Below are 24,900 nucleotides of genomic sequence, written 5' to 3' on the forward strand. Positions count from 1 at the left end.
GAACCATCCGCCTGAAACCAAAACGGGTCAATACGAAAACGTGAACGAGCGCCCGCTAACCGCAAGAGACTGATCGAAAGCGTCAGGTCTTTCGCAGATGCGTTCGTGGCTTGCCGCGTGGAATACGCTACACCAGCGCGGCCCGCCGTGATGCCGCGGCGCGAACGGTCAGCTGGACGGCGTCGGGGGACAGACACTCGGCCGCGGTTTCGCGCCCCGCTTGTCCGGCGGCACATTGCAATTATCGATACGCTGCTCGTCGGTCCATTTGCGGCCGAGCCGCTCCTTGCCGGTGAGCACGCGCTGCTGGACCGCCTCCGCCGATGGGGCAGGGTGCCGGGTCTGCGCGGACACGGGCGCAAGCAGACCGAGCACAACCAGACAGCCCAATGCGCTCCTCCAAATGTCGCTCATGGCTCGCCTCGATCATCTTGGTGCGATACGTCGGAGCTTCACAGGTGACCAGTCGGGAGGTCTCTTTCCACCCGAAAACCGACAAGGACTCACCGGTTGCGCCAGCTGTCGAAGGTTCGCCAAGGCTGTTATGGTGCGCTTTTCGTGGCGCACTTCGCCCCGTCGCCGGAGCGGCACGTAAGGGAGATGAATGATGATTTCGCGTCGATCGTTTGCTCTGACTTTGGCCATGGCCGTCCTGTCGGCGCCCGCCCTGGCGGCATCCGGCCGCAAGGGCGCGCTGAAGATGCTCGATCCTGATAATGACGGTACGGTCGATCTCGCCGAAGCCAAGAAGGCTGCCGCCAATCTGTTCGCGAAGCTCGATCCCGACCATGACGGCACGCTCGACGCGCGCGAATTGCGTGGACGGCTGACCGCGAAAGAACTGGCCGCTGCCGATCCCGATCACGACGGCACCCTGACGCTCGACGAATATCTCGCGGTCGTCGAGCAGCGCTTCAAGGCCGCAGATCCCGACAATGACGGAACGCTGGATGCGAAGGAGTTGAACTCGCGCGCCGGCCGGGCCCTGCTGCGCCTGCTCAAATAAGTTGCCAGCCGGCGAACTTTGCCGGGCGGATTTGCCGGATATTGACGCAGAATTCCGCGCATAACAAAAAAAGTTGCGATTTCGCTCTTGGGCAAGACGCGGCTGGATGAATCGGGTCTCCTTACCCACGCGTCGCCGCCCGGCAGCCGGAAAATGCCCGACAGATCAGTGTCGGAGTTCCCAATGCCGGGCAGATGTCAGCGAGCCGTCGTCCGCTTCGGCATGTCCAGCAGCGAAGTCGGGTCCTTACCCGGCCGGCTTGCGCCCTGGAAAAGGCAGCCCTAGCTTGCCGCGCGGCGCGAGGCTTGCGCCAACTTATGACTTGGGAGAAGGAAATGGCCTGGAAAACACCGAAGATCGTCGAAGTGCCGGTGGGCATGGAAATCAACATGTACGCCTGCGCAGCGCGCAAGTAATCTTAAGACAAGTAACGCGAGACAGCCTGCCCGGCTCGTGCAGCGCGCTGCATCGAGCCGGGCAGGCGTCTTTTGTCGAACGTGTCTTTCTCGGGCGCTGCGGCCGCTCGGACAGCTTCTCTCATACCCTTCCCACAAGACCTTGAGACCGACACCACCTGCGCGATTGGCGGGCCTAGCTGCTTTGTCCTACAGTGTGGCCTGAGGCGGTGGTGCGGGGACGATGAATCCAAAACTCAAGACCGGGCGTTGGGCGGGGATGCTGTGCGCGGCGATTGCCGGCATCGCGGCGGCGTTGCCGCCTGGCGCATATGCCGAGGACTTTGATACCGAGCACATCTTCGGCTTCATGATCGGCTCCGACGTGGGCAATGTCGGTGAGCGCGAATTCCAGAGCCAGACCACAGGGCGCTTCGCCAAGGACGGCGGCCGGTATCGCACGCTCAATCAGGAAATGGAGCTCGAGCTCGTGCCCGCGCCGAATTTTCGTGTCGAGCTCGGAACGTCATTCGGCGCATACGACATCAACCGCGTTCCGGGTCTTGACGATCGGCGCCAGCTGTCGTGGCAGAGCGTCTCGGTCGATTTCCGCTATCGCTTTCTGAATCGCGAGACGGCGCCCTTTGGCATGACGGTCGCGCTGGAGACGCGTGCCGATCGCGTCGACGAGACGACGGCCGCAGCCGTCCGTAGTTATGGCACCGAACTCACGGTCGCGTTCGACCGCGAGGTGATCCCGAATTTTGTCATCGCGGCCCTCAACCTAAGCTATGAGCCCGAATGGACGCGCACGCCGCGCACCGGCGCTGCGGATCAGGATGCCACCATCGGTGCCGCATTCGGCCTCATGGCCAGGGTGAAGCCGGATATCCTGATCGGCGGCGAAGCGCGCTATTTCAGGAAGTACGAGGGAATCGGCCTGGATGAACTGTCCGGGCAGGCGCTGTTCATCGGACCGACCGCCTATTTCCAGCTCTCCGAACGTTCACGCCTGACCGCGACCTGGAGCGTCCAGGCCTGGGGGCAGCGGGCCGGAAGCAATGCCGCCCTCGACCTCGTCAATTTCGAGCGCCATCAGGCGCGGCTGGTGTACGGTTTGAACTTCTAGAGCGTGAAGCCTCCCGGACCGGGTTCCCCAACCTCTCACGGGGCTGTGAAACCCGGACGTGGCTGATTACGTATTTCGCCGTGTTATCTATTGCATGAGCACGCTTAGGGATCGCGCATGAACCCGATTGATCTGATCGTCACGGTATGTGCCGTGCTGTCGCCCGCCACCTGCGAGGAGCAGCATCTGGTGTTCAACTGGAACGGCTCGCTGCAGCAATGCGCCATGGCCGCGCCGCCTTACATCGCGCGGTGGGTCGGCGAACATCCGAAATGGACCGCGGTGCGCTGGCGTTGCGAATATCCGCACAGCAACGATCGGGCCGGCACGGGCGGCGAGCTGCCGGCGGGTTAGCCTTCCTATTTGTTGCAGTCCTTCAAGTCCTTGTCGGATACCGAAAACACGGCGTCGGCCTTGATCTCGATGTCGCGAACGAAGCACTGCCTGGCGCCGCTGTAGCCGACCTTGGCGTCGTAGCGGCCGGGCTCGACGCCGGTGATCCGCAGGCGCTCGTCATGGTCGACTTCCTTGTCCTTGTCGTTGAGCGTCTGGTTCGGACCCCACTCGTTCTTGCCTGCCGGCGACAGCGCGAAGCTCGAAATCGTGGCGCTGGTCAGATTCCACAGCCGAATGCCTTTGCCCTTGCTTTGGGCGAGCACCGTCGCCGGCAGCACAAGCGACGCAACACCAACAGCGATCAACGCGCGCGACATCCAGCCTCTCCTTTATGCTTCGTCCAAGGATGACGGCGTCTCACATATTTGCAAGGTCCAACTGTGAGAGTTGCCGCTTGATTTCGTCGATCTCGGGTTCGCCGCGCGTCGCGCGTGGTGTGGCAATGGTCTCGACGTGGAGGATTCGGGCCGGCCGCGATGACAGGAAGAACAGGCGATCGCCGAGGCGAACGGCGTCGTCGAGATCGTGGGTGACGAGCAAGGTCATCATTTTCCGGCTCGCCACCAGCGTCGCGACCTGGTCGCGCAGCCGCCCCGCGAGCGCATTGTCGAGCGAGGCCAGCGGCTCATCGAGGATCAGGAAATCGGGCTCGATGGCGAAGGCGCGGGCCAGCGCGACGCGGCGGGCGAGGCCGAGCGACAGCTCCGCGGGAAAATGGTTGCGGTGCGCGCCCAGTTCGAGCACCTCGAACAGCGCAGAGAGCGTGCTGTCGTCGACATGCGGCGCGGCCAGCCGCACATTTTCCTCGACCGTGCGCCAGGGCAACAGCCGCGGCTCCTGGAAGACCATGCCAAGGCGCATGCCCGGCGACCGCGCGACATGGCCCCGGTAGTTGGCGTCGAGCCCGGCGAGGATCCGGAGCAAGGTGCTCTTGCCGCAGCCTGACGGGCCGAACAGCACGCCGACCTCGCCAGCGTTCAGCGTGAAGGTGACGTTGTCGAGCACGTCGTGCCGCTTCCCGGCCGCGCTCTCAAAACTCTTGCCGGTGATATTGACTTCAAGCTGCACGGAGCCGCCACCGCGTTAGCCTGGTTTCAAACGGCTGCACCAGCAGGGTTTCGATGATGAGCACGACACCCGCAAAGCTCAGCGAATAGGCAAGCAGCAAGGGGATGTCGAACAGCTGGAAGGCAACCCCGATCTCGAAGCCGACGCCGTTCGGCCGGCCGAGATATTCGGCGACCAGCACGATCTTCCAGACCAGCGAGAGCCCGGAGCGCGCAGCGGCCGCGATGTAGGGCGCAAGCTGCGGCAGGATCACATGACGGAAGGCGCGGCCGCGCGGAAAAGAAAACGCCGTCGCCATTTCGTCGAGCGCAGGATCGAGCGCGCGGGCGCCTTCGCGCAGGGTGACGACGGCGGTCGGCAGCTTGTTGATGGCGATGGCGGCGATCGCGGCGACCTCGGTCAGCCCGGCCCAGATGTAAGCGAGCACGATGACGACGAGCGCGGGCAGGTTGAGCAGCAGGATCAGCCAGGGATCGCCAAGGCGATTGGCAAGCGAGACACGGCCCATCAAATAGCCGATCGCCGAGCCGAGCGCCATGGCAAGGGTGAAGGCCAGCGCGACCCGGGCCAGGGTTGCGCCGAGATTGACGAACAGCGCGCCCGATCGGGCTTCGGCGACGAGCACCGACAGCACCGCCGGCGGCGCCGGCAGCTTCGCATCGCCGATCAGCAGCGAGGCGATCCACCAGGTCGCGATGAACAGCGTGAATGAGAGGAGACGCAGCACCGCTAGTCTCCCGGGATCGCTTGGTAGAAGGTGCCGGGATCGAGCTCGGTTGCCGTGCCGACCAGATCGCGGCCGCCGAGCTGCGCCAGCACCCGGTAGAGCACGCGCGCATCGGCCTCTTCGTCCGCGATCGGACGGCGCGGGATGCCTTCGCGGTAGCGCTCACGATAGGCATGCAGGGTTGCGGGATCCTGCGCGCCGGTGAGCGGCGCGATCGCGTCCCATTCGGCATCCGAGGTCGCCAGAATCTCTTTCGCCGCGCGGGTCACCGCGATGAAGCGGGCCACCAGATCCTTGTTGGCATTGGCCCAGGCTTCGTCGAACACGTAGCCGATCATGGCGATGCGGCCCTTGCTGCCGAGCTTTTGCAGGATCTCTTCCATCCCGGCGAGCCGGCGAAAGCCCTTGGCTTCGAGCGCGGCGCAGAAATTCCAGTAATTGAGCGTCGCGTCCATCTCGCCGCCGAGCGTCTTGGCGGCGAGCAGCGGCGGCGCGCCGTAGACGATGGTCGCCTGCGACTTCAGGTCGACGCCGTCCTGCTTCGATGCGGCTTGCAGCAACAGCCAGTTCTTGTCGATCGCCCCGCCGGCAATAGCAAGCTTCCGCCCCTTGAGGTCCGCGAGCGTCTTGACCGGCGAGGAGGCCGGGACCATCACGGCGCCGAGCGCGCTCGAATAGGGATAGAATTGCAGCTTGGCGCCGAGCGACCGCTCGCGCGACACCCAGGGCCAGTCCGATACCATCACGTCGGCGGTGCCGGCGCGCAGCGCGATCTTGCCGGCCTCGGGGCTGGCCAACTCGACGACGTCGATCGACAGATTGGCCTTCTTGTCGAGACCATGGGAGCGAATGACGGCCAGTTCCCAGGCCAGCGTTCCGGTCTTCTGCGCTGCAACGCGGATGGTCTGCGCGTAGCACGAGGTGCCGAACTGCATGACCGCCAGAACTGCCGCAGCCAACACCGTGCGTACAGAGATGATCATCGTTTCTTGAGCCACTTCCCCGAATGTTTTCTTTTCTGATCAGCATCCATAGCATAGCTTGCGGAAAGAGAAGAGGAAGCAGGACCATGGCAGGAGCTGGCATGCTACGACCGATTGTCGCCATCCTGGTGCTGGCCGGGATGGCGGTCAGCGTGCGGGCCCAGGAGATCAACGACTATCCGACCTCGGCGCGGGCGGAATATGTGTTCGGCTGCATGAAGGCCAATGGCGAATCCCGGCAGTCGATCGAGCAATGTTCCTGCTCGATCGACGTCGTCGCCTCGATCATCCCCTATGATCGCTATGTCACCGCCGAGACCGTGCTGAGCATGGCGCAGGTGCGGGGCAATCTGGGCGGCCAGTTCCGCTCGTCCGAGCAGGCCGCGAACGCGCTCAACGACCTCAGGCGCGCCCAGGCCGAAGCCGAAGTCAGGTGCTTCTAGAGCATGATCCGGAAAAGTGCGAAGCGGTTTTCCGGAAAGATCATGCTTAAATACCGGGCTAAGGCGCGATAGCGATCCAACCTGATCTCATTGCATTTTGCGTCCGTCGTGAGATCGCGAGGCGTCAGGTGCCGGGATTCTCGACCTTCCATTCGTGCTCGAAGATATGCCCTTCGGTGTCCTTGGCTTCGGCACGGAAGCGCTTGGCGCCATTCGAGACGTAGGTGAAGCGGATATTGGGATCCTCGGAAATCGAGATTCCGCCCTCCATCGCCAGCACCGGACTGTCGTCCTGCCAGATGTGCAGCTCGTTGACGAAGAAGGCCGGGATATAGAGCTGCGTGACCTGGTCCATCTGCAGGCCTGAATTATTCGGATGCCCGATCATGATCTGGGCTTCCCGCGTGCCGGTCGCAGGTCCCTGTTCGGGCTTGGTGAATTGCCGGTAGCGCATCTGGCCGAGGCGGTTCTTGGCTTCCTCGACGTTCTTGCCGGCGGGCGCCGAGCAGCCGCCGGACGCCTTGACATAGACCTTGCTGACATAGAGCTTGCCGTCGCTGAGCTCCGCGACGGCGTGCACATTGGTGTAGTTGTTGACGCGGACACGAGTCGAGATCTCGGTGACGTTGGCGGCCGGCCCCAGCGTGAACTTCGCGGCCATCGGCGCCGGATTCTCGTCGATCACAAGCGTGATCGTGACGACGCGGCGGCTGTCGCTCGGCTGCAGCTTGGTGCGCAGCGTCACCGGCACGATCGCGGCGTCTTCCGCGCGCATCGGCATCTCGATGCCGATGACATCATTGCCGTCATTCATCGGGCGGTTGCTGAAGATGTCCTGGACAAGACCCGGCCAGGGATCATAGGCCTCCGCGGCGGGCGCAGCCGGTGTGCCCAGCGCGATCGTGAGCAGGCTTGCGATGCAAAGCAGGCGGGCGCGATGTCCGGTCATGTTCGCGAAATCCTATGCAGCCGCGTAAATATAGGACGAACAGCTATTCCCATTCAATTTCCGAGAATGCTGCAGTTGCGTTGCGGGCGTTGTAATCGTCGAACAATTGCCAGCGCGGCCGCTCGGCGGCTGCCGCGTGCTCCGCCGCGGCCGTGATCGGCTTGCCGCTTGCGACCAGTGCGCGCACATCCGCGGCCAGCACCCCAAGATAACGGCGCTCGTCGGCAAGCGCAGCCGGCCACGCGCTCACGGGCCCGTGACCGGGAACCACACGCTCGGCGGAGATCGCCGCGAGCTCGTCGAGCGTACGCAGCCAGCCCTTGAGGCTGCCGTCGACCACGGGAATATGGATGAGAAACACCATATCGCCGGCGAACAGGGTCCTGGTTTGCTCGTCGAGAACCGTGAGGTCGTTGTCGCTATGGGCGGGCGGCCACGCTTTCAGGGTGAGAGCCCGTCCGCCGAGGTCGAGCTTCAGCGTGTCCGCGACCAGCACGCTCGGGGAGATGATCTTCACCTCGTCGATCAGCTCATCGCCCATGGTCCGGCGAAACCCGTCGAGGTAGAATTGTCCGCGCGCGGCCATCGCGCGTGGCAAAGACTTGTGGCCGACGAAGCTGGTCCCGTCGCCGACGAAAGCCGCATTGCCGAAGCTGTGATCTGGATGGGCGTGGGTGTTGATCACATAGCGGATCGGCTTGTCGGTACGGCTGCGGACCGCGGCGAGCAGCTGTCGTCCTTCGCGGACGCTGCCGCCGGTGTCGATGACGGCGACGGCGCTGTCGCCGATCACGAATCCCACATTGGCGATGGCGCCTTCGTTCTCGCGCGTCATCAATGCGGTGACCCCGGTGTGAACGAATATTCCGGGAGCGACTTCGCTTACAGGCAATTCCACCTCTTGCGCCCGCGCTATGGTCGGCGCCCAAAGCATCAGGAGCAGCGCAAGCACCGAACCGCCATGAGCCATGTTTCCGCCTCAGTTACTCCGCGACGCGCGATCGATGTCGTCGCGTTCCAGTTTGCGCTGCAGCAAGCAACGCGGCGTGGTCGCGATCATTATTCCTGTTGCACGTCATGGTACGCCGGGCAATTGCTGGATGGCGGCGATCGATCCGATCAAGAGGAGACCGCGTAATGAGAATTGTTGGATGCCGTCCTGTTCTGCTCGCGCTTGTCGGCTTCATCGCCTGTCTGGCCGGCCGCGACACCGCGCGCGCGCAGGTCAACGATCAGGGCGAACTGTCCATCGAGCTCATCGATGCCCGCGTGCTGCGCATCTGTGCCGATCCCCGCAACCTGCCGTTCTCTAACGACAAGGGCGAGGGGTTTGAGAACAAGATCGGCGAACTGCTGGCCGGAAAGCTGCAAAAGAAGCTCGACTACATGTTCTTTCCGCAGGCGACCGGCTTCGTGCGGATGACGCTCGGCGCGCATCGCTGCGACGTGATCATGGGCTTTCCGCAGGGCGATGACCTCGCGCAGGGCACCAATCCCTATTACCGCACAGCCTATGCGATCGTCGCCAAGCCGGGCAGCGGGCTCGATGAGGTCACGACGCTCGAGGACCAGCGGCTGAAAGGCAAGCATATTGGCATCGTGGCGGGAACGCCGCCCGCGACCAACATGGCCATCAACGGCCTGATGACCAATGCGAAGCCTTATCCGCTGATGATCGATACGCGCTACGATTCGTCGGCCGAGGCGATGATGAACGATCTCGCCAAGGGTGAGATCGACGCCGGCATCCTGTGGGGACCGATGGCGGGCTTTTACGCCAAGAAGGCCAACCCGCCGCTGCGGATCACGCCGCTGGTCAAGGAGACCACGGGACCGAAGCTGATCTATCGCATCGGCATGGGCGTGCGGGCGTCCGACCAGAACTGGAAGCGCCAGCTCAATCGCCTGATCCAGGAGAACCAGCCCGAGATCAACAAGATCCTGCTCGACTACGGCGTCCCGCTGCTCGACGAGAACGACCGTCCAATCGGGCCGGAGACCGCGACCAAATCACCATGATCAGGCTCGCGGCCACGCTTGCGGTGATGTTCGTCGCCGCTTCGCCTGTCCGCGCGCAAGACCCACCCGCAGAGCCGGAGGGCTATCGCACCGAGGACTACCGCGCTCCGGTGCCGGTGACGCTTGCCGGCGCACGGGTGCTCACCACCGCGGAAGCGGAAGCGATCTGGCGCGACAAGTCCGCCGCCTTCGTCGACGTGCTGCCGCGTGCGCCGAAGCCAAATCTGCCCGCCGGCACGGTGTGGCGCGAACGGCCGCACCTCAACATTCCCGGCAGCATCTGGCTGCCTGACACCGGCTACGGCAAGCTCGCCGCGCCCACGGAGGACTACCTGCGCCGCGGGCTGGTCCGCGCCTCAGGCGGTGACGCGACCAGATTGCTCGTGATCTACTGCCAGGAGAATTGCTGGATGTCGTGGAACGCGGCCAAGCGCGTGCTGTCCCACGGCTACCGCAACGTGGCGTGGTATCCGGAGGGAACTGACGGATGGGAGCGTGCCAAATTGCCGCTGGCGGATGCCGAGCCCGAGCCGCGCGAGGGAGAGCAGTAAGCCCGGCCTCGCGCGCCACGCGGGCCGTTACTTCTGCTTGTCGAGCTTGTTGATGGTCTTGCCGCCGTCGCTGTCCGTTGTGGTGAACGAGACCTTGTCACCGGCGTGGAAGGCCTCCAGCGATTGTCCCTTCGGCACCTTGTATTCCTGGATCGCGCCCCCGGACGCGCCCACCGTGCCGCCTTGCGTTTGCTGGATTGAGATGGTTCCACTCAGTCGGTCAATCTTGGTGACCATTCCCGACATGGATTGCTGGGCCAAAGCCGCTGTGGTGACCAGGCTCGCGGCGGCAAGGCTGGTCATGACGATCTTGGCTGCTTTCATGGAGGTCTCCCAAGTTCAGATATAGTTGGAGACAACGAGCGGGCAGTGCAGTTTGTTCCGGATCGGCGTGGCCCAACAGACTGTTACCCAAAAGACCGTCAAAACGGCGCGTTGACGATCCCGGGGCGTTCGGTTGCAGGCGTCAATCGAGCTCCTGCTGGATGGTGCGGCCGAGCGCGAACAGGCGCTGATCGATGGCGGTCGGCACCTCGCAGACGAATTTCACCACGCGCCCGCGGTCCTCGAAGATGCGGGTCTCCCAGACCAGCTGATTGCCGAGCTCGTCGACCTTGGCCTGGTCCGGCGGTGTCGCGTCCTGCAGCGCCTGCAGCTTGAGCGTGTCGTCGCGGATCTTCTCCGCGGCTTCGCGCTGCTTGCGCATCACGCGCTCGAGCCCGTTCATGACCGAGGCGCGCTGTCCGTTCAGCGTATCGAACAGACCGGCAAACAGCAGTTTTCCCGCATTCGCCTTGTCGGCCGCGGCCGCTGACAGGAATTCGGTGATTTCCTTCTGCGCCTCTTCGAGCGGAACGCGGCGCGCCGCGAGCTTGATTGCGAGCGCGCTGACTTTCGGGTCGTCCTTCCACTTGGTCTCGGCATCGCCGAGCGGCGGCCCGGCCCAGACTGCGGCGAGCGAGATCTCGGGCACCTTGGCCTGTTGGCAGGGCCAGTCCGGATAGCGCGGGTCGGCAGCCGATGCGGCCTGGTTCGACAGAACCATCGCGAGCAGCGCGCCCAGTCCTGTTCGCCAGCCTGTCATGCCTCGCCTCCGCCGGGTCCGCGGCGCACCAGGCCGCGCGATGGATCGTAAGCCAGGATCGCGCCGATCATGAAGACGACGGTGCAGCCGCCGACCACCGCGAGCGAAACCCAGTTCATCTTGCCGTACAGTGCAAACCGGATCAGCTCCACCGCATGCGTGAACGGATTGCACTGGCAGATATAATACAGCATCGGGCTGCCTTCCTGCACGCGCCACAGCGGGTAGAGGGCCGACGATGCGAAGAACATCGGGAAGATCACAAAGTTCATCACGCCGGCGAAATTTTCCAGCTGCTTGATGCTGGCCGAGATCAGCATGCCCAGCGCGCCGAGCATCAGGCCCGACAGCACCAGCGCCGGAAGTACGGTGAGGTAGCCGATGGTCGGCGGCGCGATGTCCCAGAACCACGCGATGACGAGGAAGGCATAGACCTGGAGCAGCGACACCGCCGTGCCGGCGAGCAGCTTGCAGAACAACAGATAGCCGCGCGGCAGCGGGCTGACCAGCAGCGTGCGCATATTGCCCATCTCGCGGTCGTAGACCATCGACAGCGAGGACTGCATGCCGTTGAACAGCTGGATCATCGCCATCAGGCCGGGCGCGATATAGACCTCGTAGAGGATGTAAGTCTCGTAGGGCGGGATGATCGAGATGCCGAGCACCTGCCGGAAGCCGGCCGCGAAGATGAACAGCCAGACCAGCGGCCTGACCAGCGCCGACACGAAGCGCTCGCGCTGATGCAGGAAGCGCAGCGCCTCGCGCCACACGATGCCGTTCAGGCAGACGATGTATTCCGACAGCGAGAAGCCGCTTCGCTCAGGCGTAACCGTCGTGCTGGTCATGACGGCGGTCTCCCCGCGAGTGTTGCCGTTCCGGTCAGGCGCATGAACGCGGTGTTGACGTCCTGGGCGCCTGCGTCCGCGATCACCCGTGACATCGGGCCGTGCGCCAGCATTCGGCCCTGATGCAGCACGACGAGGTCGTCGTTTGGCATGATCTCGTCGAACAGATGCGTCGCCCAGAGCACGCCGATGCCCTGCTCGGCGACGAGCTGCCGGACATGGTCGAGAATGTCGGCGCGCGCCTTGACGTCGAGCCCGACCGTGGCCTCGTCGAGCAGCAGCAGCCGGGGCCGGTGCAGCAGCGCGCGGGCGATCTCAAGCCTTCGCATCTGGCCGCCCGAGAGATCGCGCACCTTGCTGGCGGCGCGGTCGGCAAGCCCGATGCGGCCGAGCACCTCGGCGCTGCGCAGCCGCGCCTCGCGCCGCGAGATGCCGTGCAGCGCGGCGTGATACAGCAGGTTCTGCGTCAGCGAGAGGTCGAGATCGAGCGTGCGCGGCTGGAACACCACGCCCATCAGCCGCAGCGCTTCACCCGGCGTCCGGCTGATGTCGTGGCCGAATATCTTGATCTGGCCGTTCTGGATGCCGAACAGCCGCGTCACCAGCGAGAACAGCGTGCTCTTGCCGGCGCCATTGAGACCCAGCAGCGCGGTGAAGCTCGCAGGCTGGACCGTGAAACTGACATCGATCAAAGCGCGGCGCGGACCGTAGCTGTGGCTGACATTGCCGATCGACAGGGCCGGCTGCACGGCCGCGGCTGTTCCAGGGCCTGCATCCGGCGAGAGCTGGTTCGCGATATGGGCGTCGCTTGCGGTCATGGCTGCGCGATCGTGATCCCCCAGGGCAGTTCGCCGACCTGAATGGTCTTGATCACCTTCTGGGCCGAGACGTCGATGACCGAGACGTCGTTGGAGACGCCGTTGGTGACCAGCAAATATTTTTCGTCCGGGGTGAAATCCATGTGCCAGACCCGCTGGCCGACCAGCAGATATTTGAGGACCTTGTGGGTCACACCGTCGACGACGGCGACGCGGTTGGCGGGGCCGAGCGCAATGAATGCGGTCTTGCCGTCCTTAGTCATGCCGATGCCGACGGGCTGGATCGCCTCGTTGCGCAGGCCCGGAATTTCGAAGGTGATCTTGCCGGTCACCTCGCGCTTGACCGGATCGATGATCGACACGGTGCCGCCGATCTCGGAGGAGACCCACAATTCGGAGCCGTCGCGCTTGAACTGGGCGAAACGCGGCCGCGAATCGACCAGCACATTGGCGACGATCTGGCGCGTCGACGTATCGATGAAATGCGCCATGTTGGTGGTCTCGGAGGTGTTGATCAGGATCTTGCCGTCCGGGCTGATCGTCATGCCCTCAGGCTCGACGCCGACCTGGATGTCGCCAATCCGGGCGCGCTTTTCGAGGTCGATCACGGTGACCGTGTTGTCGTTCTCGTTGGCGACATACATGGTCTTGCCGGCGGCATCCTGGGTGAACAATTCAGGGTCGGGACCGGAGGGCAGGGTGTCGACGATCTCCTGGGTCTTGGTATCGATCACCTGGATCGTGTCGTCGTCGCCAACCGCAACCATCACGAACTTGCCGTCGCGCGAGAACTCGATGCCGCGCGGCCGCTGGCCGACCTTGATGGTTTTGGTCACCGTCCAGCTGCTGGTGTCGATCACCGTGACGGTGTTGCCTTTCTCGTTGGAGACGTAGGCAACGAAGGCGGACGCCGGTGTCGCGGCAAGCCAAACGAGCATCCCGGTCAACAGACAGCGGCGCCACATGCGTTTCATCTCCCTCACTGCAGCTTGCACTTCGTTTCAGGCCGGTCAACTCCGAGCGTGTCGAGTTCGGAGACCTGATGCAGGAAACCTTCCTGCGGCGAGACCGAAACGACCATACGACCATCGGCCAGCAGGATCGGCTGGCGAAGCTGCAGATTCCAGTCTCGCAGGGTCAAGCGCGTACCCTTGAAGGCGGCAATCGAGAAATCCTTGCCCTTGAGGAAGGCGATGACCTTCTTGAGGTCCCCCGAATTGGTGCGCGATGTGGCTTCCCCGATCATGCGCGCGGCGGTCCAGGCCTGCATGTCGAGTGCGGTCATGCGGCGCATGTTCAGCTTGACGAAGCGGTTCTGGATCTGGACCGCGCCCCACTGGTCATGCGCCGCGTCCCAGCTGGTCGGCACGAGGCCCGCCGAGCCCGCCACCGGCCGCGGGTCCCAGGTACGGTACGGCAGATAGTTCGCGAACACCTCGCTCTCGTCGGCGGCGACCAGCACGTCGTAAGCCGGCGCCTGCTGCGTGAACACCGGCATCTGGCGCTGGATCAAGGTCACGCCGCTGTCGGTGCGGCGCGCGCCGCCGGTGTCCTCGAAAGTCCGTTCCTGGACGATCTTGGCGCCGAAGCGGGTCGCGGCGCGGCGCAGCGCGTCGGCGTAAAGCTTGTCCTGATCATGCGAGCCGACCACCAGCAGCCAGCGTTTCCACTGCTTCCACACCAGATATTGGCCAAGCGCGTCCGCCAGCATCGAGCGGGTGGGTGCGATGTGGATGACGTTGGCGCGGCAGTCCTGCTCGCGCAGCCGATCGTCGATCGCGCCGGCATTGAGCAGCACGGTGCCGCGGTCGCGCAGCGCGTCGGCGACCTTGAGCAGGGCATCGGCCGGCAGGTCGGTGATGATATAGTCGTTGCGTCCGGCGAGGTCGGTCGCGACCTTGGCGACATCGTCGCTGTCCTTGACCTTGACCTCGTCGAGCACGAAGCGCTGGTTGAGGAATTTGCCGGTCGTGTTGTTGTCCTCGATCGCAAGGCGCGCGCCGGCGATGCCGTCATTGTCGGCGGGTTGCTCGACCAGCGAGAGCGTCGATTTGACGCCGGCATGACCGAGATAGCCGATATGAACCTCGACGGGATCAGCCGCCAGCGCGCCGGTCGCCACCATGCTGAGCGCGATCGTGCCGATCAGCCATCGCAACATAACTCCTCCCGCAGTCTTTTTTCACTCGGCATGGCGTTCGGAAATCCGGCCTCCATGCTGTTGACTTGCAAGATGCCGGAATTGGCCTAGCTTGCAACCCCGCTTTTTGTCGTTGCGACGTTACAAATTACGATTGGTTCACAATCATGAGATCAGCGTTTGCCTTCGCCGTTTCTTTGCTGGTGGTGTCTGCGGCGGCAGCGCGCGCCGAGCCGCCCAGGCTCGCGGTGTTCGACCTCGAGATGATCGACACCAGCCTGCAGGGGGAAGTGAGCGGGCCACGCAGTGATGAGCAGGCGCGGCTGCTCCGGGCCGGCGATCAGGTGCGCAAGGAGCTCGCGGACTCCGGCAAGTTCCGCGTGCTCGACATCGCGCCGGTCAATGCTGCGGCGCATGGCAGCAATCTTCAGGCCTGCGGTGGCTGCGATGTGAAGCTGGCCGGCGAGTTGGGCGCTGATCTCGTGATGACGGGCGTGGTGCAGAAGGTGTCCAACCTCATCCTCAACATCAATCTCTATTTGCGCGACGTGCACAGCGGGCAATTGCTGGCGGCGGCGAGCGCCGACATGCGCGGCAACACCGACGAATCCTGGTCGCGCGCCACCGACTACCTCGTGCGCAACCGCCTGCTCGCGCCGAACTACGGCGTGCCGAAGGCGCAGTAGCCTGCGCTCACGAATGGACCTCCGTTATCCTGAGGTGCGAGCCTTGCGGCGCAATTGCGCCGCTGAGCGAGCCTCGAAGCATGAATCGGCCCGGTTACAGCCACACGTAGCAAATTCGGGCCGTGAATCCTTCGAGACTGGCCGCTTCGCGGCCTTCTCAGGATGATGGGATGAACGGACTGCGTGACGCTCACGCCTTCAACCGCGCGGCGTGCCAGCGCAGATGATCGGCCATGAAGGTCGAGATGAAATAGTAACTGTGGTCATAGCCCGGCTGACGCCGCAGGGTGAGGGGGATGTTGGCCTTCTCGCATGCCGCCTTCAGGAGTTCGGGCCGCAGCTGCTCGGTGAGAAAGCCGTCGGCATCGCCGTAGTCGACCAGCAGATCGGAGAAGCGGGCACCGTCCTCGATCAGGGCGACGGCGTCGTGCCTGCGCCACGCTTGCTTGTTGCTGCCGAGATAGCCGCCGAGCGCCTTGTTGCCCCATGGCACCTGCGACGGCGCCACGATCGGCGCGAACGCGCTCGCCGCCCGATAACGATCGGGATGGCGCAGCGCGACCGTCAGCGCGCCATGGCCGCCCATGGAATGACCGAGGATCGACTGCCGCGTCGTGTCGACCGGGAATTGCTCGGCGATCAGCTTGGGCAATTCCTCGGTGATGTAGCTCCACATTCGGTAATTGGTCGCGAACGGCTGCTCCGTCGCATCGACATAGAAGCCGGCGCCGAGCCCGAAATCGTATGAGTTGGCGGGATCGCCGGGGACGCCTTCGCCGCGCGGGCTGGTGTCGGGCGCGACGAAGATCAGGCCGAGCTCGGCGCATGCCTGGCGGAATTCGCCCTTCTCGGTGACGTTGGCGTGGGTGCAGGTCAGGCCCGACAGATAGGTGACGACGGGCAGTTTTGTGCCAGCAGCATGCTCAGGGACGAACACCGAAAAGGTCATGTCGGTCTTGGTCTCGCGGCTTGGATGCCGATAGACGCCTTGCGTGCCGCCATGCGACTTGTTCTGGGAAACCGTCTGCATTGTCGTATTCCTCTTGGTTGGAGCGCTGCGTCAGGCGACGCCGCTCTCGATCGCCAGCCGCACCAGCTCTGCCGAAGTGCGCACGCCAAGCTTCTGGCGCATGATCGATGACGTGTTTGCGACCGTCTTGTATGATGAATGCACCAGCCAGGCGATCTCCGACAGGCTCTTGCCGGAGCTGAGCAGGCGCAGGATCTCCATCTCGCGTGAAGTGAGCTTGGAGAGCGGATTTTGCGCAAAGCCGGGCCGCGCAAACGCCACGTTGCGCGCGATCGCTGGCGGCAGATAGACGCCGCCATTGCCGACCTCGCGCACTGCTTCGACCAGATCGTTGGGATCGCCGGTCTTCGAAACGTAACCCTTGGCGCCGATGTCGATGGCGCGGGCGGCGAACACCGGGTCATCGTTCATGCTGAACATGATGAGGCGCGCAGACGCATCATGCGTCAGGATGCGGCGCGCCAGCTCGAAGCCGGAGACCGTCGGCAGGTTGATGTCGATCACGCAGAGATCGGGCTTCTCCGCGACGAACGCCCGTTCGCCGCTTTCGGCATCCGCCGCTTCCAGCAGCGTGATCTCGGGATCGTCGGCGAACACGGTGCGGCAACCGGAGGCAACGATGGGATGATCATCAACGATCAGAATGCGCATGGCGTTGTTCCGGCGACCTGCTTCGATTCACTCATCATCACGTCGGTTTGCGCGAAGGACAGGTCGGTTCCGACCGGTTGTGCACCTCGTGCGGGATTGCGATAGGGTGCGATTAGATAGCCGGGCAAATTTGGCTGTCAACGATCCTCTCGGAGGAGGGATCGCGGTCGGGGGCAACGTCATGTGGCAAAAGCTATCCTTGCGCGCGCGGATCAACCTGCTGCTGGCGCTGATCCTGGCGCTTGGCCTCGGCATCAATATTGCGCGGCTCGTGCTGGAAGCGGGGCCGCGTGTCCAGGCCGAGGACCAGAGCGTGATCCGCCTGGCGCGTGAATTCGTTGCGACGATCGTGGCCGGTCTCGACGAGGCGCCGGATCCCGATGCGCGGCTCGATCAGATCGTCCAGGACCTGAGCCGGCTGCGTCACGTCAGCATCACGCGGCAGGATGGCGCGACCGCAAAATCTCCTGATCGCCCCGAGGACGCCGGCGATCAACGCGCTCCGCCGCAGTGGTTCGTCGCGCTGGTTCATCCCGAGCAGACCTCGGTGCGGGTGCCGATCTCGGTGCACGGCAAGCCGCAATCGCTGGTCATCACCTCGCATCCCGACGACGAAATCGCCGAGATCTGGGACGGCATCGTCACCCAGATCGAGGTCGGCTCCGCCATCGCAGTGGCGCTGCTTCTGGTCACCATGCTGGTGGTCGGCCGCGCGCTGGCGCCACTGCAGGCACTGTCGCAGGCCATGACCGGCATCGAGGCCGGGGATTACGATGCCCGCGTCGAGCCCGGCGGATCGCCGGAATTGGCCGCCATCTGTGCCAAACTGAACCATCTGGCGGCGACCCTTGGCGATGCCGTCGAGGGCAAGCGGCAGCTCGCCGAGCGCGCGGTCTCGCTGCAGGATTCCGAGCGCAAGGAGATCGCGCGCGAATTGCACGATGAGTTCGGGCCCTATCTGTTTGCCTTGCGCGCGCATGCCGGCGCGCTGACTCGGCTGGCGGAAGTCGAAAAGCCGGACCCTGCGGCATTGCGCAAGCACGGCAACGCCATCCTCGAGCAGGTCAACGCGCTCCAGCAGTTCACGCGCCGGATTCTTGAGCGGTTGCGGCCGGTCGGCCTGGCCGAGCTCGGGCTTGCGGAAGCGCTCGGCGCGCTGGTGCGGCTATGGAGCGAAACGCATCCGGAGGTGGAGATCGAGAGCCGCATCTCGCCGGCGCTCGGCGATACCGGAGAGATGGCCGACCTCACGATCTATCGCATCGTCCAGGAGGCGCTCACCAACGTATTCCGCCATGCCGGCGCGACGGCGGTCGATATCACGATCGAACCGGTGGACCGGCAGGCCGGCCTACGCGGCAGCCGCGACTGCGCGTTGGTGCGGGTTCGCGACAATGGCCGTGGCTTGCTGAGGGATCACAGGCTTGGCCGCGGATTGACCGGGATGCAGGAACGAATCCTCGCGCTCGGCGGCACGCTTAGCATCAATTCCAGCGATGATGGCGTGACGGTCGAGGCGCTCGTGCCAAAGGCCGCACGGTCCTAGACGATTGGCTGTCGCCAATATCTGAAAGCCGCCCAAGCCAGCGCCGCCGCGCCGGCGATCCAGAGCACGACGATCGCGATCATTCCCGCCCGGCTGGTCGGACGCTGCAAGACGGCGCCGGCCTTGGCACGGCATTCCGCCATCACCTCGTCCGGCACGAGCGAGATCGCAAGCCAGATGCCGAGCGGCAGCAGGATCAGATCGTCGAGATAGCCGATCACCGGAATGAAATCCGGGATCAGATCGATGGGAGACAGTGCATAGGCCGCGACGGCGACGGCAAGGGCCTTGGCATACCAGGGCACGCGCGGATCACGCGATGCGAGATACAGCGCAACGCTGTCCCGTTTGAGGTTGCGTGCCCAAACCTTGATCGAGGACAGCTTGGTTGAGGACAACTTGATAAAGGAAAGTCTGTTGGCGGACGGCATGGCGCAACGCCTGCACGTCGGATGGAACCGCTATTCCAGCACCACATCGGCCGGCATACCGCCGTGCAGGCCCTTGTGGACGGAGGAGGGCGCGATGCCGAAATACTTCCGGAAGACGCGGCTGAAATGCGACGAACTCGAGAAGCCCCAGGAGAACGCGACGTCGGTGATGGTCTTGCCGTTCTGGGACTCCAGTTCCTGCCGGCAGTTCTGCAGCCGGGCCTTCCAGATGTAGTCGCTGACCGTCATGCCGCGATCGCTGAACAGCATGTGGAGATAGCGCTTCGAGCAACCAAGCGCCGCGGAAATGCGGTCGATGCAGAGATCCGGATCGCGCAGATGCTCGCGGATGAAGCCCTGGGCCCGCACATAGGTGGCCTCGGCGCTGCCGCGGTCGAACATGGCGCCGGTCTCGCGCAGCGGCAACAGCAGCAAGTCGATCAGCGCATCAGCCACGCCGACGGCGTTGACCGGCGTCAGCGTCGGTGCCTCGCCGAAGGCGGCATGGACGAAATCATAGGCGATGCGGCCGGTGCCGTTGCGCGCCGACAGCTTGCACGGCGCCATCTTGGAGAGCTGGAAGCCGCGCTCCTTGAGCAGGTCCTTTGGAACGATGACGACCTCGTGCCGCGTCAGCGACGGGCTGATGATGGTGTGCGGACACGACACGTCGTAGGCGAAGCAGTCGCCCGGCATGATGTCGAAGTGCAGGCCGTCTTGCTCGAAATGCGAGACGCCGTGGGTCTGGAACACGATCTTGATATAGGGGTGCTCGCTCAGCTTGATGCGCGAGATGGTATGCGCGATCCGGTGCTGGCTTGCCTCGATCTGACACAGCTTCAGGCGCGATACCGTCGTGAAATTGACCCGGGCTTCGAGCGAGGATCCTTCCAGCGCATCGACGTCGAACTGGCCGCAAAGGTCAGTGAGCGCATCCGACCAGCGCTGAATCTGCCGCTTGGGCGTCAATCCGTTCGTGCTGAGAGAATGGACTGTATCGGACATCTTTCCAGCCACCGATTCGATCCCCACGTGACTGCTCACCGAGCTTAAGTCTGGCCCGGAATGATGCGCCTTCTCCCTGATTCTGAATAGCTTAGGGAGGCGGCGGGATTTCTTCCCGGTTAATGTCGGGTGATCCTCCGACTTAGTTCTGGGCGCGTCAAGCGCAACCTTAGCACGCGTCAATCTGGCATCCGGATCGCGCCGGCCGCGATTGATGCCCTGCAACATGAAGCAAGCTTTCCAGCCAATTCAGGGCCGGGCGACAAAAATCTGACGAAGCTTCGCTTTTGAGCAAACGGCTCTTCTCTTTTGGGCAAGTCAGCGCGCTTCGAGAGGACTACGACTGGGGCACCAAAATGGAAGAAGTGGGGCCGTTTCGGCGGAAACCCTTGAGCTCTTGAACCTGGGAGGAAATCCACGATGCGCAAGATGCTTTACGCGACCGGCCTTGGGGCAATGGCGGTATTTGCCGCCGGAGCGGCCAACGCCAATGACGAACTCCACAAGATGTCGCAGAACCCGAAGGACTGGGTGATGCCGGCCGGAGACTACGCCAATCAGCGTTACTCCAAGCTGAATCAGATCAACGCCTCGAACGTCGGAAAGTTGCAGGTCGCCTGGACGTTTTCGACCGGCGTGCTGCGCGGCCACGAGGGTGGCCCGCTGATCGTCGGCAACATCATGTACGTCCACACCCCGTTCCCGAACAAGGTCTATGCTCTTGACCTTTCGCAGGACAACAAGATCGTCTGGAAGTACGAACCGAAGCAGGATCCGAACGTCATTCCGGTGATGTGCTGCGACACGGTCAACCGCGGCGTTGCCTATGGCGACGGCAAGATCTTCCTGCACCAGGCCGACACCACACTGGTGGCGCTCGATGCCAAGACCGGCAAGGTGGAGTGGACGGTGAAGAACGGCGATCCCAGCAAGGGCTCGACCGGTACCTCCGCGCCGCTGGTGGTCAAGGACAAGGTGCTGCTCGGCATCTCCGGCGGCGAGTTCGGCGTCCAGGCTCATGTGACCGCTTACGACATCAAGACCGGCAAGCAGGTCTGGCGCGGCTTCTCGGAAGGTCCGGATGACCAGCTCCTGGTCGACGACAAGACCACCGAGCTCGGCAAGCCGATCGGCAAGGATTCGAGCCTGAAGACCTGGCAGGGCGATCAATGGAAGATCGGCGGCGGCGCGACCTGGGGCTGGATCTCCTACGATCCCGAACTGAACCTCGTCTATTACGGGTCAGGCAATCCCTCGACCTGGAATCCGAAGCAGCGTCCCGGCGACAACAAGTGGTCGATGACGATCTGGGCGCGCAACCCGGATACCGGCGTCGCCAAGTGGGTCTACCAGATGACGCCCCATGACGAATGGGACTATGACGGCGTCAACGAGATGATCCTCTCGGATCAGACGATCGACGGCAAGGCGCGCAAGCTGCTGACGCATTTCGATCGCAACGGCCTCGGCTACACGCTCGATCGCGCCACCGGCGAACTGCTGGTCGCCGAGAAGTACGATCCGAAGGTGAACTGGACCTCCGGCGTCGACATGAAGAAGGACTCGCCGACCTATGGTCGTCCGAAGGTTCTTGATGCCGCGTCGACCGACAAGGCCGGCGAGGACGTCAACGTCAAGGGCATCTGCCCGGCAGCGCTCGGCTCGAAGGACGAGCAGCCGGCAGCCTACTCGCCGGACACGCAGCTGTTCTACGTGCCGACCAACCACGTCTGCATGGACTACGAGCCGTTCAAAGTGAGCTACACCGCAGGTCAGCCCTATGTCGGCGCGACGCTGTCGATGTATCCGCCTCCCGGTGAGACCAACATGGGCAACTTCATCGCCTGGGACGGCAAGACCGGCAAGATCGTGTGGTCGAACAAGGAGCAGTTCTCGGTCTGGTCGGGTGCGCTCGCGACCGCCGGCGGCGTGGTCTTCTACGGCACGCTGGAAGGCTACCTGAAGGCTGTCGACGCCAAGACGGGCAAGGAGCTCTACAAGTTCAAGACCCCGTCCGGCATCATCGGCAACGTCACCACCTATGAACATGCCGGCAAGCAGTACGTCGCCATTCTGTCGGGGGTTGGCGGTTGGGCAGGCATCGGCCTCGCGGCCGGTCTGACTGATCCGACGGCCGGTCTCGGTGCAGTCGGCGGCTATGCCGCGCTGAGCAACTACACTGCGCTTGGCGGAACGCTCACCGTGTTCTCGCTGCCGCAGCAGTGAGCTGAGCGACCTCGTTCCGGCGCATGGAGCGATCTCCATGCGCCGGTCCGTCTTCAATCTGCACGCGAGGATATGCTTTTGCGTAAGATCTGGTTTGTGAGTGCTGCGATCTTTGTCGTGGCAATGGGTGGAGTTGCCTCCGCCGAGGACGCTGGCGACCCGACCGCCGTCAAGTCCGAGGACGGCAAGTATCTCGACAAGGATGGAAACCCGACGTTCAAGGTTACGGCCGACGGCACGACGGACTGGTACACCTACTCCGGCTATCGCCGCTATCATTCGGAGTGCCATGTCTGCCATGGCCCCGACGGCATGGGATCGACCTATGCGCCGGCGCTGTCGAATTCGCTGAAGACCATGAGCTACGCGGATTTCATGGGCGTGGTCGCGAGCGGACGCAAGAACGTTTCCACGGCGCAGGAGAACGTGATGCCGGCGTTCGGCGATAACCCCAACGTTGCCTGCTACATGGACGACCTCTATGTCTACCTGCGCGCCCGCGCCAATGACGCGGTTGGGCGTGTTCGGCCGGCCAAGCACGAAGACAAGTCGGAAGCCTATGGAAAGGCGGAAGACGCCTGCATGGGGCACAACGACAAGAAGTGAGCCCGTCCGGTGCGAACGAGAAACCTGTTTGACGTTTTGTGGAGACCAAGATGAAGACCCGCGCCGCAGTCGCATTTGAAGCAAAGAAGCCGCTTGAGATCGTCGAGCTCGATCTGGAGGGTCCCAAGGCCGGCGAGGTCCTGGTCGAGATCAAGGCGACGGGCATCTGTCACACCGATGCCTACACGCTCGACGGCTTCGACAGCGAGGGCATCTTCCCCTCGATCCTCGGGCACGAAGGTGCAGGCATCGTTCGCGAGGTCGGCGCCGGCGTGACGTCGGTCAAGCCTGGCGATCATGTGATCCCGCTCTACACGCCGGAATGCCGGCAGTGCAAAAGCTGCCTGAGCCAGAAGACCAATCTCTGCACCGCGATCCGCGCCACCCAGGGCAAGGGCGTGATGCCCGACGGCACCTCGCGCTTCAGCTACAAGGGCAAGACGGTCTTCCACTATATGGGCTGCTCGACCTTCTCGAACTTCACCGTGCTGCCCGAGATCGCGGTGGCCAAGATTCGCGAGGACGCGCCGTTCGACAAGAGCTGCTACATCGGCTGCGGCGTCACCACCGGTGTCGGCGCGGTCGTCAACACCGCCAAGGTGACGCCGGGCTCCAACGTGGTCGTGTTCGGCCTCGGCGGCATCGGCCTCAACGTGATCCAGGGCGCCAAGATGGTCGGCGCCGACAAGATCATCGGCGTCGACATCAATGACTCCAAGGAGGCCTGGGGCAAGCAGTTCGGCATGACGCATTTCGTCAACCCGACCAAGGTTTCCGGCGACATCGTCCAGCACCTGGTGGGCCTGACCGATGGCGGTGCCGACTACACCTTCGACTGCACCGGCAACACCAACGTGATGCGGCAGGCGCTGGAAGCCTGCCATCGCGGCTGGGGCGTCTCGGTGGTGATCGGTGTCGCGGAGTCCGGCAAGGAGATCGCGACCCGGCCGTTCCAGCTCGTCACCGGACGCGTCTGGAAGGGCACGGCCTTCGGCGGCGCGCGCGGCCGCACCGACGTGCCGAAGATCGTCGACTGGTACATGGGCGGAAAGATCCAGATCGATCCGATGATCACCCACGTGCTGAAACTCGACGAGATCAACAAGGGCTTCGACCTGATGCACGAGGGAAAATCGATCCGTTCGGTCGTCGTATTCTGAAATCAAAACACCAAGCACTAGGAGGATAGGTCAATGACTGTTCATATCCACCCGTCGGTCGACAATGGCGTCAAGCAAGGCTCCGGCAGTTTTGCTGGCGGCACGCTGGTCTGCAAATGCGCGGACAAGCCGGTCAAGGTCGGCATCAAGGGCGACGTCGCCCACAACCATGCCTGCGGCTGCACCAAGTGCTGGAAGCCTTCGGGCGCCACCTTCTCGGTGGTCGCGGTGGTGCCGCGCGAGAACGTCACCGTGTTGGAGAACGGCGACAAGCTGAAGATCGTCGATGCCGCGGCGGTGATCCAGCGCCATGCCTGCACCGGATGCGGCACCCACATGTACGGCCGGATCGAGAACAAGGGCCATCCGTTCTATGGCCTCGACTTCATCCATCCCGAGCTGTTCCAGGAGTCCGGCTCGGCTGCGCCCGGATTTGCCGCCTTCGTGTCGTCGGTGATCGAGTCCGGCGTCAAGCCGGCCGATATGGCCGGGATCAGGTCGCGGCTCAAGGAGCTTGGGCTCGAGCCCTATGACTGCTTGTCGCCGCCGCTGATGGATGCGATCGCCACCCACGTGGCGAAGTCCAAGGCGGCCTGACGACGGCACCGTGACAAAGGCGGCCTGACCGGCTCGCCTTGACGAGATCCTGCGCCGGCAGAGGGTCTGCCGGCGAGGGATATGCTGGTAGTACCCGTGACCTTGAACCTTGCATGCCCTGCGGACGACCACGGGGCATGCATTTTATTTTCCGCTTTGCCCTCGTCCTTTCGCCGATCCTGCTGCTTTCGCCGGCCCGCGCCGCGTCACCGGAAGACCGCTATATCGCCGCGCGTGACGCCGCGATCGCCAAATTCGCCAAGCTGTCGAACGACAACAAGATCAATGAGGCCGTCGACAAGGCCGAGGTGGCCGCGCGCGACGAGCTGAAGGGGCAGAGCTGACGGCCATCCTGTCCCAGCCCGCCCGGCCGGGCTTTGCTTCGGCCCAGCTCAACCTCGACACTCTA

The 24,900-nt window shown here is 63.8% G+C and carries 31 protein-coding genes; 14 read left to right on the forward strand and 17 right to left on the reverse strand.

All coding sequences use genetic code 11. The annotated features are described in order from the left end of the window. Positions 1-168: 168 nt before the first annotated feature. Complete coding sequence (locus J2R76_RS39915) at positions 169-414, reverse strand: hypothetical protein (protein ID WP_246786780.1); 246 nt, start codon at positions 412-414, stop codon at positions 169-171. Between the two features lie 193 nt (positions 415-607). Here J2R76_RS39915 and J2R76_RS39920 point away from each other — a divergent pair, with 193 nt between their 5' ends. The 4 genes from J2R76_RS39920 (at position 608) to J2R76_RS39935 (ending at position 2,884) form a co-directional block, all read left to right on the forward strand. Then, positions 608-1,006: an EF-hand domain-containing protein gene (locus tag J2R76_RS39920; protein ID WP_092083082.1), complete on the forward strand. Its 399-nt coding sequence runs from the start codon at positions 608-610 to the stop codon at positions 1,004-1,006. Between the two features lie 335 nt (positions 1,007-1,341). Beyond that, on the forward strand, positions 1,342-1,422 hold the full coding sequence (gene pqqA / locus J2R76_RS39925) for a pyrroloquinoline quinone precursor peptide PqqA (RefSeq protein ID WP_009031067.1): 81 nt from the start codon (positions 1,342-1,344) through the stop codon (positions 1,420-1,422). A 223-nt stretch (positions 1,423-1,645) separates the two neighbouring features. After that, positions 1,646-2,530, forward strand: coding sequence for a hypothetical protein (locus J2R76_RS39930; protein WP_375162599.1), 885 nt, complete (start codon positions 1,646-1,648; stop codon positions 2,528-2,530). 117 nt (positions 2,531-2,647) lie between these two features. Next, positions 2,648-2,884: a hypothetical protein gene (locus J2R76_RS39935; RefSeq protein WP_168856069.1), complete on the forward strand. Its 237-nt coding sequence runs from the start codon at positions 2,648-2,650 to the stop codon at positions 2,882-2,884. A 5-nt stretch (positions 2,885-2,889) separates the two neighbouring features. On the opposite strand, the gene J2R76_RS39940 is transcribed toward J2R76_RS39935, so the two are convergent. Genes J2R76_RS39940 through J2R76_RS39955 form a run of 4 tightly spaced genes read right to left on the reverse strand, consistent with a single transcriptional unit; the run spans position 2,890 to position 5,656 of the window. After that, positions 2,890-3,243 (reverse strand): hypothetical protein, encoded by a 354-nt coding sequence (locus J2R76_RS39940; RefSeq protein WP_057020572.1) that lies wholly within the window; start codon positions 3,241-3,243, stop codon positions 2,890-2,892. 40 nt (positions 3,244-3,283) lie between these two features. Beyond that, complete coding sequence (locus J2R76_RS39945; protein ID WP_076834171.1) at positions 3,284-3,994, reverse strand: ABC transporter ATP-binding protein; 711 nt, start codon at positions 3,992-3,994, stop codon at positions 3,284-3,286. Then, positions 3,984-4,721, reverse strand: a complete 738-nt coding sequence (locus J2R76_RS39950) for an ABC transporter permease (protein WP_057020570.1) — start codon at positions 4,719-4,721, stop codon at positions 3,984-3,986. Before J2R76_RS39950 ends, J2R76_RS39945 begins: the two co-directional genes overlap by 11 nt. Positions 4,722-4,723: 2 nt before the next feature. Then, complete coding sequence (locus J2R76_RS39955; protein WP_168856108.1) at positions 4,724-5,656, reverse strand: ABC transporter substrate-binding protein; 933 nt, start codon at positions 5,654-5,656, stop codon at positions 4,724-4,726. A 149-nt stretch (positions 5,657-5,805) separates the two neighbouring features. Between J2R76_RS39955 and J2R76_RS39960 the strand changes: the two genes are divergently transcribed. Further along, positions 5,806-6,147 carry a hypothetical protein gene (locus J2R76_RS39960; protein ID WP_375166560.1) on the forward strand — a complete coding sequence of 114 codons (342 nt, stop codon included), beginning with the start codon at positions 5,806-5,808 and terminating at the stop codon, positions 6,145-6,147. A 124-nt stretch (positions 6,148-6,271) separates the two neighbouring features. On the opposite strand, the gene J2R76_RS39965 is transcribed toward J2R76_RS39960, so the two are convergent. Further along, complete coding sequence (locus J2R76_RS39965) at positions 6,272-7,096, reverse strand: quinoprotein dehydrogenase-associated SoxYZ-like carrier (RefSeq protein ID WP_253625926.1); 825 nt, start codon at positions 7,094-7,096, stop codon at positions 6,272-6,274. Positions 7,097-7,139: 43 nt separating this feature from the next. Continuing rightward, on the reverse strand, positions 7,140-8,066 hold the full coding sequence (locus J2R76_RS39970) for a quinoprotein relay system zinc metallohydrolase 2 (RefSeq protein ID WP_253625927.1): 927 nt from the start codon (positions 8,064-8,066) through the stop codon (positions 7,140-7,142). Between the two features lie 167 nt (positions 8,067-8,233). On the opposite strand from J2R76_RS39970, the gene J2R76_RS39975 reads away from it, so the two are divergent. Then, positions 8,234-9,115, forward strand: coding sequence for a substrate-binding domain-containing protein (locus J2R76_RS39975; protein ID WP_253625928.1), 882 nt, complete (start codon positions 8,234-8,236; stop codon positions 9,113-9,115). Next, complete coding sequence (locus J2R76_RS39980) at positions 9,112-9,666, forward strand: PQQ-dependent catabolism-associated CXXCW motif protein (protein WP_253625929.1); 555 nt, start codon at positions 9,112-9,114, stop codon at positions 9,664-9,666. The genes J2R76_RS39975 and J2R76_RS39980 overlap by 4 nt, the downstream gene beginning before the upstream one ends. 27 nt (positions 9,667-9,693) lie before the next feature. Here J2R76_RS39980 and J2R76_RS39985 read toward each other — a convergent pair whose 3' ends face one another. The 6 genes from J2R76_RS39985 to J2R76_RS40010 form a co-directional block, all read right to left on the reverse strand. Further along, the gene (locus J2R76_RS39985) at positions 9,694-9,990 is read right to left on the reverse strand and encodes a copper-binding protein (RefSeq protein WP_016847793.1); all 297 of its coding nucleotides are present in this window, start codon (positions 9,988-9,990) and stop codon (positions 9,694-9,696) included. Positions 9,991-10,132: 142 nt separating this feature from the next. Further along, a complete protein-coding gene (locus tag J2R76_RS39990) occupies positions 10,133-10,750 on the reverse strand; it encodes a hypothetical protein (RefSeq protein ID WP_076834158.1) in 618 nt (205 codons plus the stop codon). Next, positions 10,747-11,595, reverse strand: a complete 849-nt coding sequence (locus tag J2R76_RS39995) for an ABC transporter permease (protein ID WP_028336929.1) — start codon at positions 11,593-11,595, stop codon at positions 10,747-10,749. The genes J2R76_RS39990 and J2R76_RS39995 overlap by 4 nt, the downstream gene beginning before the upstream one ends. Beyond that, positions 11,592-12,413: an ABC transporter ATP-binding protein gene (locus tag J2R76_RS40000; RefSeq protein WP_253625930.1), complete on the reverse strand. Its 822-nt coding sequence runs from the start codon at positions 12,411-12,413 to the stop codon at positions 11,592-11,594. The genes J2R76_RS39995 and J2R76_RS40000 overlap by 4 nt, the downstream gene beginning before the upstream one ends. Further along, complete coding sequence (locus J2R76_RS40005) at positions 12,410-13,387, reverse strand: YVTN family beta-propeller repeat protein (RefSeq protein ID WP_076834157.1); 978 nt, start codon at positions 13,385-13,387, stop codon at positions 12,410-12,412. The genes J2R76_RS40000 and J2R76_RS40005 overlap by 4 nt, the downstream gene beginning before the upstream one ends. A 5-nt stretch (positions 13,388-13,392) precedes the next feature. Further along, on the reverse strand, positions 13,393-14,574 hold the full coding sequence (locus tag J2R76_RS40010; RefSeq protein WP_253625931.1) for an ABC transporter substrate-binding protein: 1,182 nt from the start codon (positions 14,572-14,574) through the stop codon (positions 13,393-13,395). A gap of 146 nt (positions 14,575-14,720) precedes the next feature. On the opposite strand from J2R76_RS40010, the gene J2R76_RS40015 reads away from it, so the two are divergent. Beyond that, positions 14,721-15,239, forward strand: a complete 519-nt coding sequence (locus J2R76_RS40015) for a DUF3280 domain-containing protein (protein WP_253625932.1) — start codon at positions 14,721-14,723, stop codon at positions 15,237-15,239. 190 nt (positions 15,240-15,429) lie between these two features. On the opposite strand, the gene fghA is transcribed toward J2R76_RS40015, so the two are convergent. Both fghA and J2R76_RS40025 read right to left on the reverse strand, forming a co-directional pair. Further along, positions 15,430-16,269 carry an S-formylglutathione hydrolase gene (gene fghA / locus J2R76_RS40020; RefSeq protein ID WP_253625933.1) on the reverse strand — a complete coding sequence of 280 codons (840 nt, stop codon included), beginning with the start codon at positions 16,267-16,269 and terminating at the stop codon, positions 15,430-15,432. A gap of 30 nt (positions 16,270-16,299) precedes the next feature. After that, positions 16,300-16,920, reverse strand: a complete 621-nt coding sequence (locus tag J2R76_RS40025) for a response regulator transcription factor (protein WP_016847801.1) — start codon at positions 16,918-16,920, stop codon at positions 16,300-16,302. Positions 16,921-17,101: 181 nt separating this feature from the next. Between J2R76_RS40025 and J2R76_RS40030 the strand changes: the two genes are divergently transcribed. Next, positions 17,102-18,466 (forward strand): histidine kinase, encoded by a 1,365-nt coding sequence (locus tag J2R76_RS40030; protein WP_253625934.1) that lies wholly within the window; start codon positions 17,102-17,104, stop codon positions 18,464-18,466. Here the strand turns inward: J2R76_RS40030 and J2R76_RS40035 are convergent. Continuing rightward, on the reverse strand, positions 18,463-18,897 hold the full coding sequence (locus J2R76_RS40035; protein ID WP_253625935.1) for a YkvA family protein: 435 nt from the start codon (positions 18,895-18,897) through the stop codon (positions 18,463-18,465). The genes J2R76_RS40030 and J2R76_RS40035 overlap by 4 nt on opposite strands. A gap of 30 nt (positions 18,898-18,927) precedes the next feature. After that, positions 18,928-19,902: a helix-turn-helix domain-containing protein gene (locus J2R76_RS40040; protein WP_016847804.1), complete on the reverse strand. Its 975-nt coding sequence runs from the start codon at positions 19,900-19,902 to the stop codon at positions 18,928-18,930. A 420-nt stretch (positions 19,903-20,322) separates the two neighbouring features. Here J2R76_RS40040 and xoxF5 point away from each other — a divergent pair, with 420 nt between their 5' ends. From xoxF5 to J2R76_RS40065, 5 genes are all read left to right on the forward strand, one after another. Then, positions 20,323-22,128 carry a lanthanide-dependent methanol dehydrogenase XoxF5 gene (gene xoxF5, locus J2R76_RS40045; RefSeq protein WP_076834147.1) on the forward strand — a complete coding sequence of 602 codons (1,806 nt, stop codon included), beginning with the start codon at positions 20,323-20,325 and terminating at the stop codon, positions 22,126-22,128. Positions 22,129-22,251: 123 nt separating this feature from the next. Then, positions 22,252-22,734 carry a c-type cytochrome, methanol metabolism-related gene (locus tag J2R76_RS40050; protein WP_076834145.1) on the forward strand — a complete coding sequence of 161 codons (483 nt, stop codon included), beginning with the start codon at positions 22,252-22,254 and terminating at the stop codon, positions 22,732-22,734. Positions 22,735-22,784: 50 nt separating this feature from the next. Beyond that, complete coding sequence (locus tag J2R76_RS40055) at positions 22,785-23,894, forward strand: S-(hydroxymethyl)glutathione dehydrogenase/class III alcohol dehydrogenase (RefSeq protein ID WP_026193090.1); 1,110 nt, start codon at positions 22,785-22,787, stop codon at positions 23,892-23,894. A 33-nt stretch (positions 23,895-23,927) separates the two neighbouring features. Next, positions 23,928-24,491 (forward strand): S-(hydroxymethyl)glutathione synthase, encoded by a 564-nt coding sequence (gene gfa / locus J2R76_RS40060; protein ID WP_016847312.1) that lies wholly within the window; start codon positions 23,928-23,930, stop codon positions 24,489-24,491. A gap of 137 nt (positions 24,492-24,628) precedes the next feature. Beyond that, positions 24,629-24,835, forward strand: coding sequence for a hypothetical protein (locus J2R76_RS40065; RefSeq protein ID WP_253625936.1), 207 nt, complete (start codon positions 24,629-24,631; stop codon positions 24,833-24,835). Positions 24,836-24,900 lie beyond the last annotated feature (65 nt).

The sequence above is a fragment of the Bradyrhizobium sp. USDA 4532 genome (assembly GCF_024171315.1).
GTDB classification, from domain to species: Bacteria; Pseudomonadota; Alphaproteobacteria; order Rhizobiales; family Xanthobacteraceae; genus Bradyrhizobium; species Bradyrhizobium australafricanum.

Excerpts from the sequence above, each read along its gene's own strand:
- J2R76_RS39975 (WP_253625928.1), top strand. The coding sequence starts at position 8,234 with ATGAGAATTGTTGGATGCCGTCCTGTTCTGCTCGCGCTTGTCGGCTTC.
- J2R76_RS40030 (WP_253625934.1), top strand. The coding sequence starts at position 17,102 with ATGTGGCAAAAGCTATCCTTGCGCGCGCGGATCAACCTGCTGCTGGCG.
- J2R76_RS39995 (WP_028336929.1), bottom strand. The coding sequence starts at position 11,595 with ATGACCAGCACGACGGTTACGCCTGAGCGAAGCGGCTTCTCGCTGTCG.
- J2R76_RS39985 (WP_016847793.1), bottom strand. The coding sequence starts at position 9,990 with ATGAAAGCAGCCAAGATCGTCATGACCAGCCTTGCCGCCGCGAGCCTG.
- J2R76_RS39990 (WP_076834158.1), bottom strand. The coding sequence starts at position 10,750 with ATGACAGGCTGGCGAACAGGACTGGGCGCGCTGCTCGCGATGGTTCTG.
- J2R76_RS40035 (WP_253625935.1), bottom strand. The coding sequence starts at position 18,897 with ATGCCGTCCGCCAACAGACTTTCCTTTATCAAGTTGTCCTCAACCAAG.
- J2R76_RS40065 (WP_253625936.1), top strand. The coding sequence starts at position 24,629 with ATGCATTTTATTTTCCGCTTTGCCCTCGTCCTTTCGCCGATCCTGCTG.
- J2R76_RS39915 (WP_246786780.1), bottom strand. The coding sequence starts at position 414 with ATGAGCGACATTTGGAGGAGCGCATTGGGCTGTCTGGTTGTGCTCGGT.
- J2R76_RS39970 (WP_253625927.1), bottom strand. The coding sequence starts at position 8,066 with ATGGCTCATGGCGGTTCGGTGCTTGCGCTGCTCCTGATGCTTTGGGCG.
- J2R76_RS39960 (WP_375166560.1), top strand. The coding sequence starts at position 5,806 with ATGCTACGACCGATTGTCGCCATCCTGGTGCTGGCCGGGATGGCGGTC.
- J2R76_RS40025 (WP_016847801.1), bottom strand. The coding sequence starts at position 16,920 with ATGCGCATTCTGATCGTTGATGATCATCCCATCGTTGCCTCCGGTTGC.
- J2R76_RS39980 (WP_253625929.1), top strand. The coding sequence starts at position 9,112 with ATGATCAGGCTCGCGGCCACGCTTGCGGTGATGTTCGTCGCCGCTTCG.
- J2R76_RS39920 (WP_092083082.1), top strand. The coding sequence starts at position 608 with ATGATTTCGCGTCGATCGTTTGCTCTGACTTTGGCCATGGCCGTCCTG.
- xoxF5 (WP_076834147.1), top strand. The coding sequence starts at position 20,323 with ATGCGCAAGATGCTTTACGCGACCGGCCTTGGGGCAATGGCGGTATTT.
- J2R76_RS39930 (WP_375162599.1), top strand. The coding sequence starts at position 1,646 with ATGAATCCAAAACTCAAGACCGGGCGTTGGGCGGGGATGCTGTGCGCG.
- J2R76_RS40040 (WP_016847804.1), bottom strand. The coding sequence starts at position 19,902 with ATGTCCGATACAGTCCATTCTCTCAGCACGAACGGATTGACGCCCAAG.
- pqqA (WP_009031067.1), top strand. The coding sequence starts at position 1,342 with ATGGCCTGGAAAACACCGAAGATCGTCGAAGTGCCGGTGGGCATGGAA.
- J2R76_RS39940 (WP_057020572.1), bottom strand. The coding sequence starts at position 3,243 with ATGTCGCGCGCGTTGATCGCTGTTGGTGTTGCGTCGCTTGTGCTGCCG.
- J2R76_RS39935 (WP_168856069.1), top strand. The coding sequence starts at position 2,648 with ATGAACCCGATTGATCTGATCGTCACGGTATGTGCCGTGCTGTCGCCC.
- J2R76_RS40015 (WP_253625932.1), top strand. The coding sequence starts at position 14,721 with ATGAGATCAGCGTTTGCCTTCGCCGTTTCTTTGCTGGTGGTGTCTGCG.
- J2R76_RS40005 (WP_076834157.1), bottom strand. The coding sequence starts at position 13,387 with ATGAAACGCATGTGGCGCCGCTGTCTGTTGACCGGGATGCTCGTTTGG.
- J2R76_RS40050 (WP_076834145.1), top strand. The coding sequence starts at position 22,252 with ATGGGTGGAGTTGCCTCCGCCGAGGACGCTGGCGACCCGACCGCCGTC.
- gfa (WP_016847312.1), top strand. The coding sequence starts at position 23,928 with ATGACTGTTCATATCCACCCGTCGGTCGACAATGGCGTCAAGCAAGGC.
- fghA (WP_253625933.1), bottom strand. The coding sequence starts at position 16,269 with ATGCAGACGGTTTCCCAGAACAAGTCGCATGGCGGCACGCAAGGCGTC.
- J2R76_RS40055 (WP_026193090.1), top strand. The coding sequence starts at position 22,785 with ATGAAGACCCGCGCCGCAGTCGCATTTGAAGCAAAGAAGCCGCTTGAG.
- J2R76_RS39955 (WP_168856108.1), bottom strand. The coding sequence starts at position 5,656 with ATGCAGTTCGGCACCTCGTGCTACGCGCAGACCATCCGCGTTGCAGCG.
- J2R76_RS40000 (WP_253625930.1), bottom strand. The coding sequence starts at position 12,413 with ATGACCGCAAGCGACGCCCATATCGCGAACCAGCTCTCGCCGGATGCA.
- J2R76_RS39965 (WP_253625926.1), bottom strand. The coding sequence starts at position 7,096 with ATGACCGGACATCGCGCCCGCCTGCTTTGCATCGCAAGCCTGCTCACG.
- J2R76_RS40010 (WP_253625931.1), bottom strand. The coding sequence starts at position 14,574 with ATGTTGCGATGGCTGATCGGCACGATCGCGCTCAGCATGGTGGCGACC.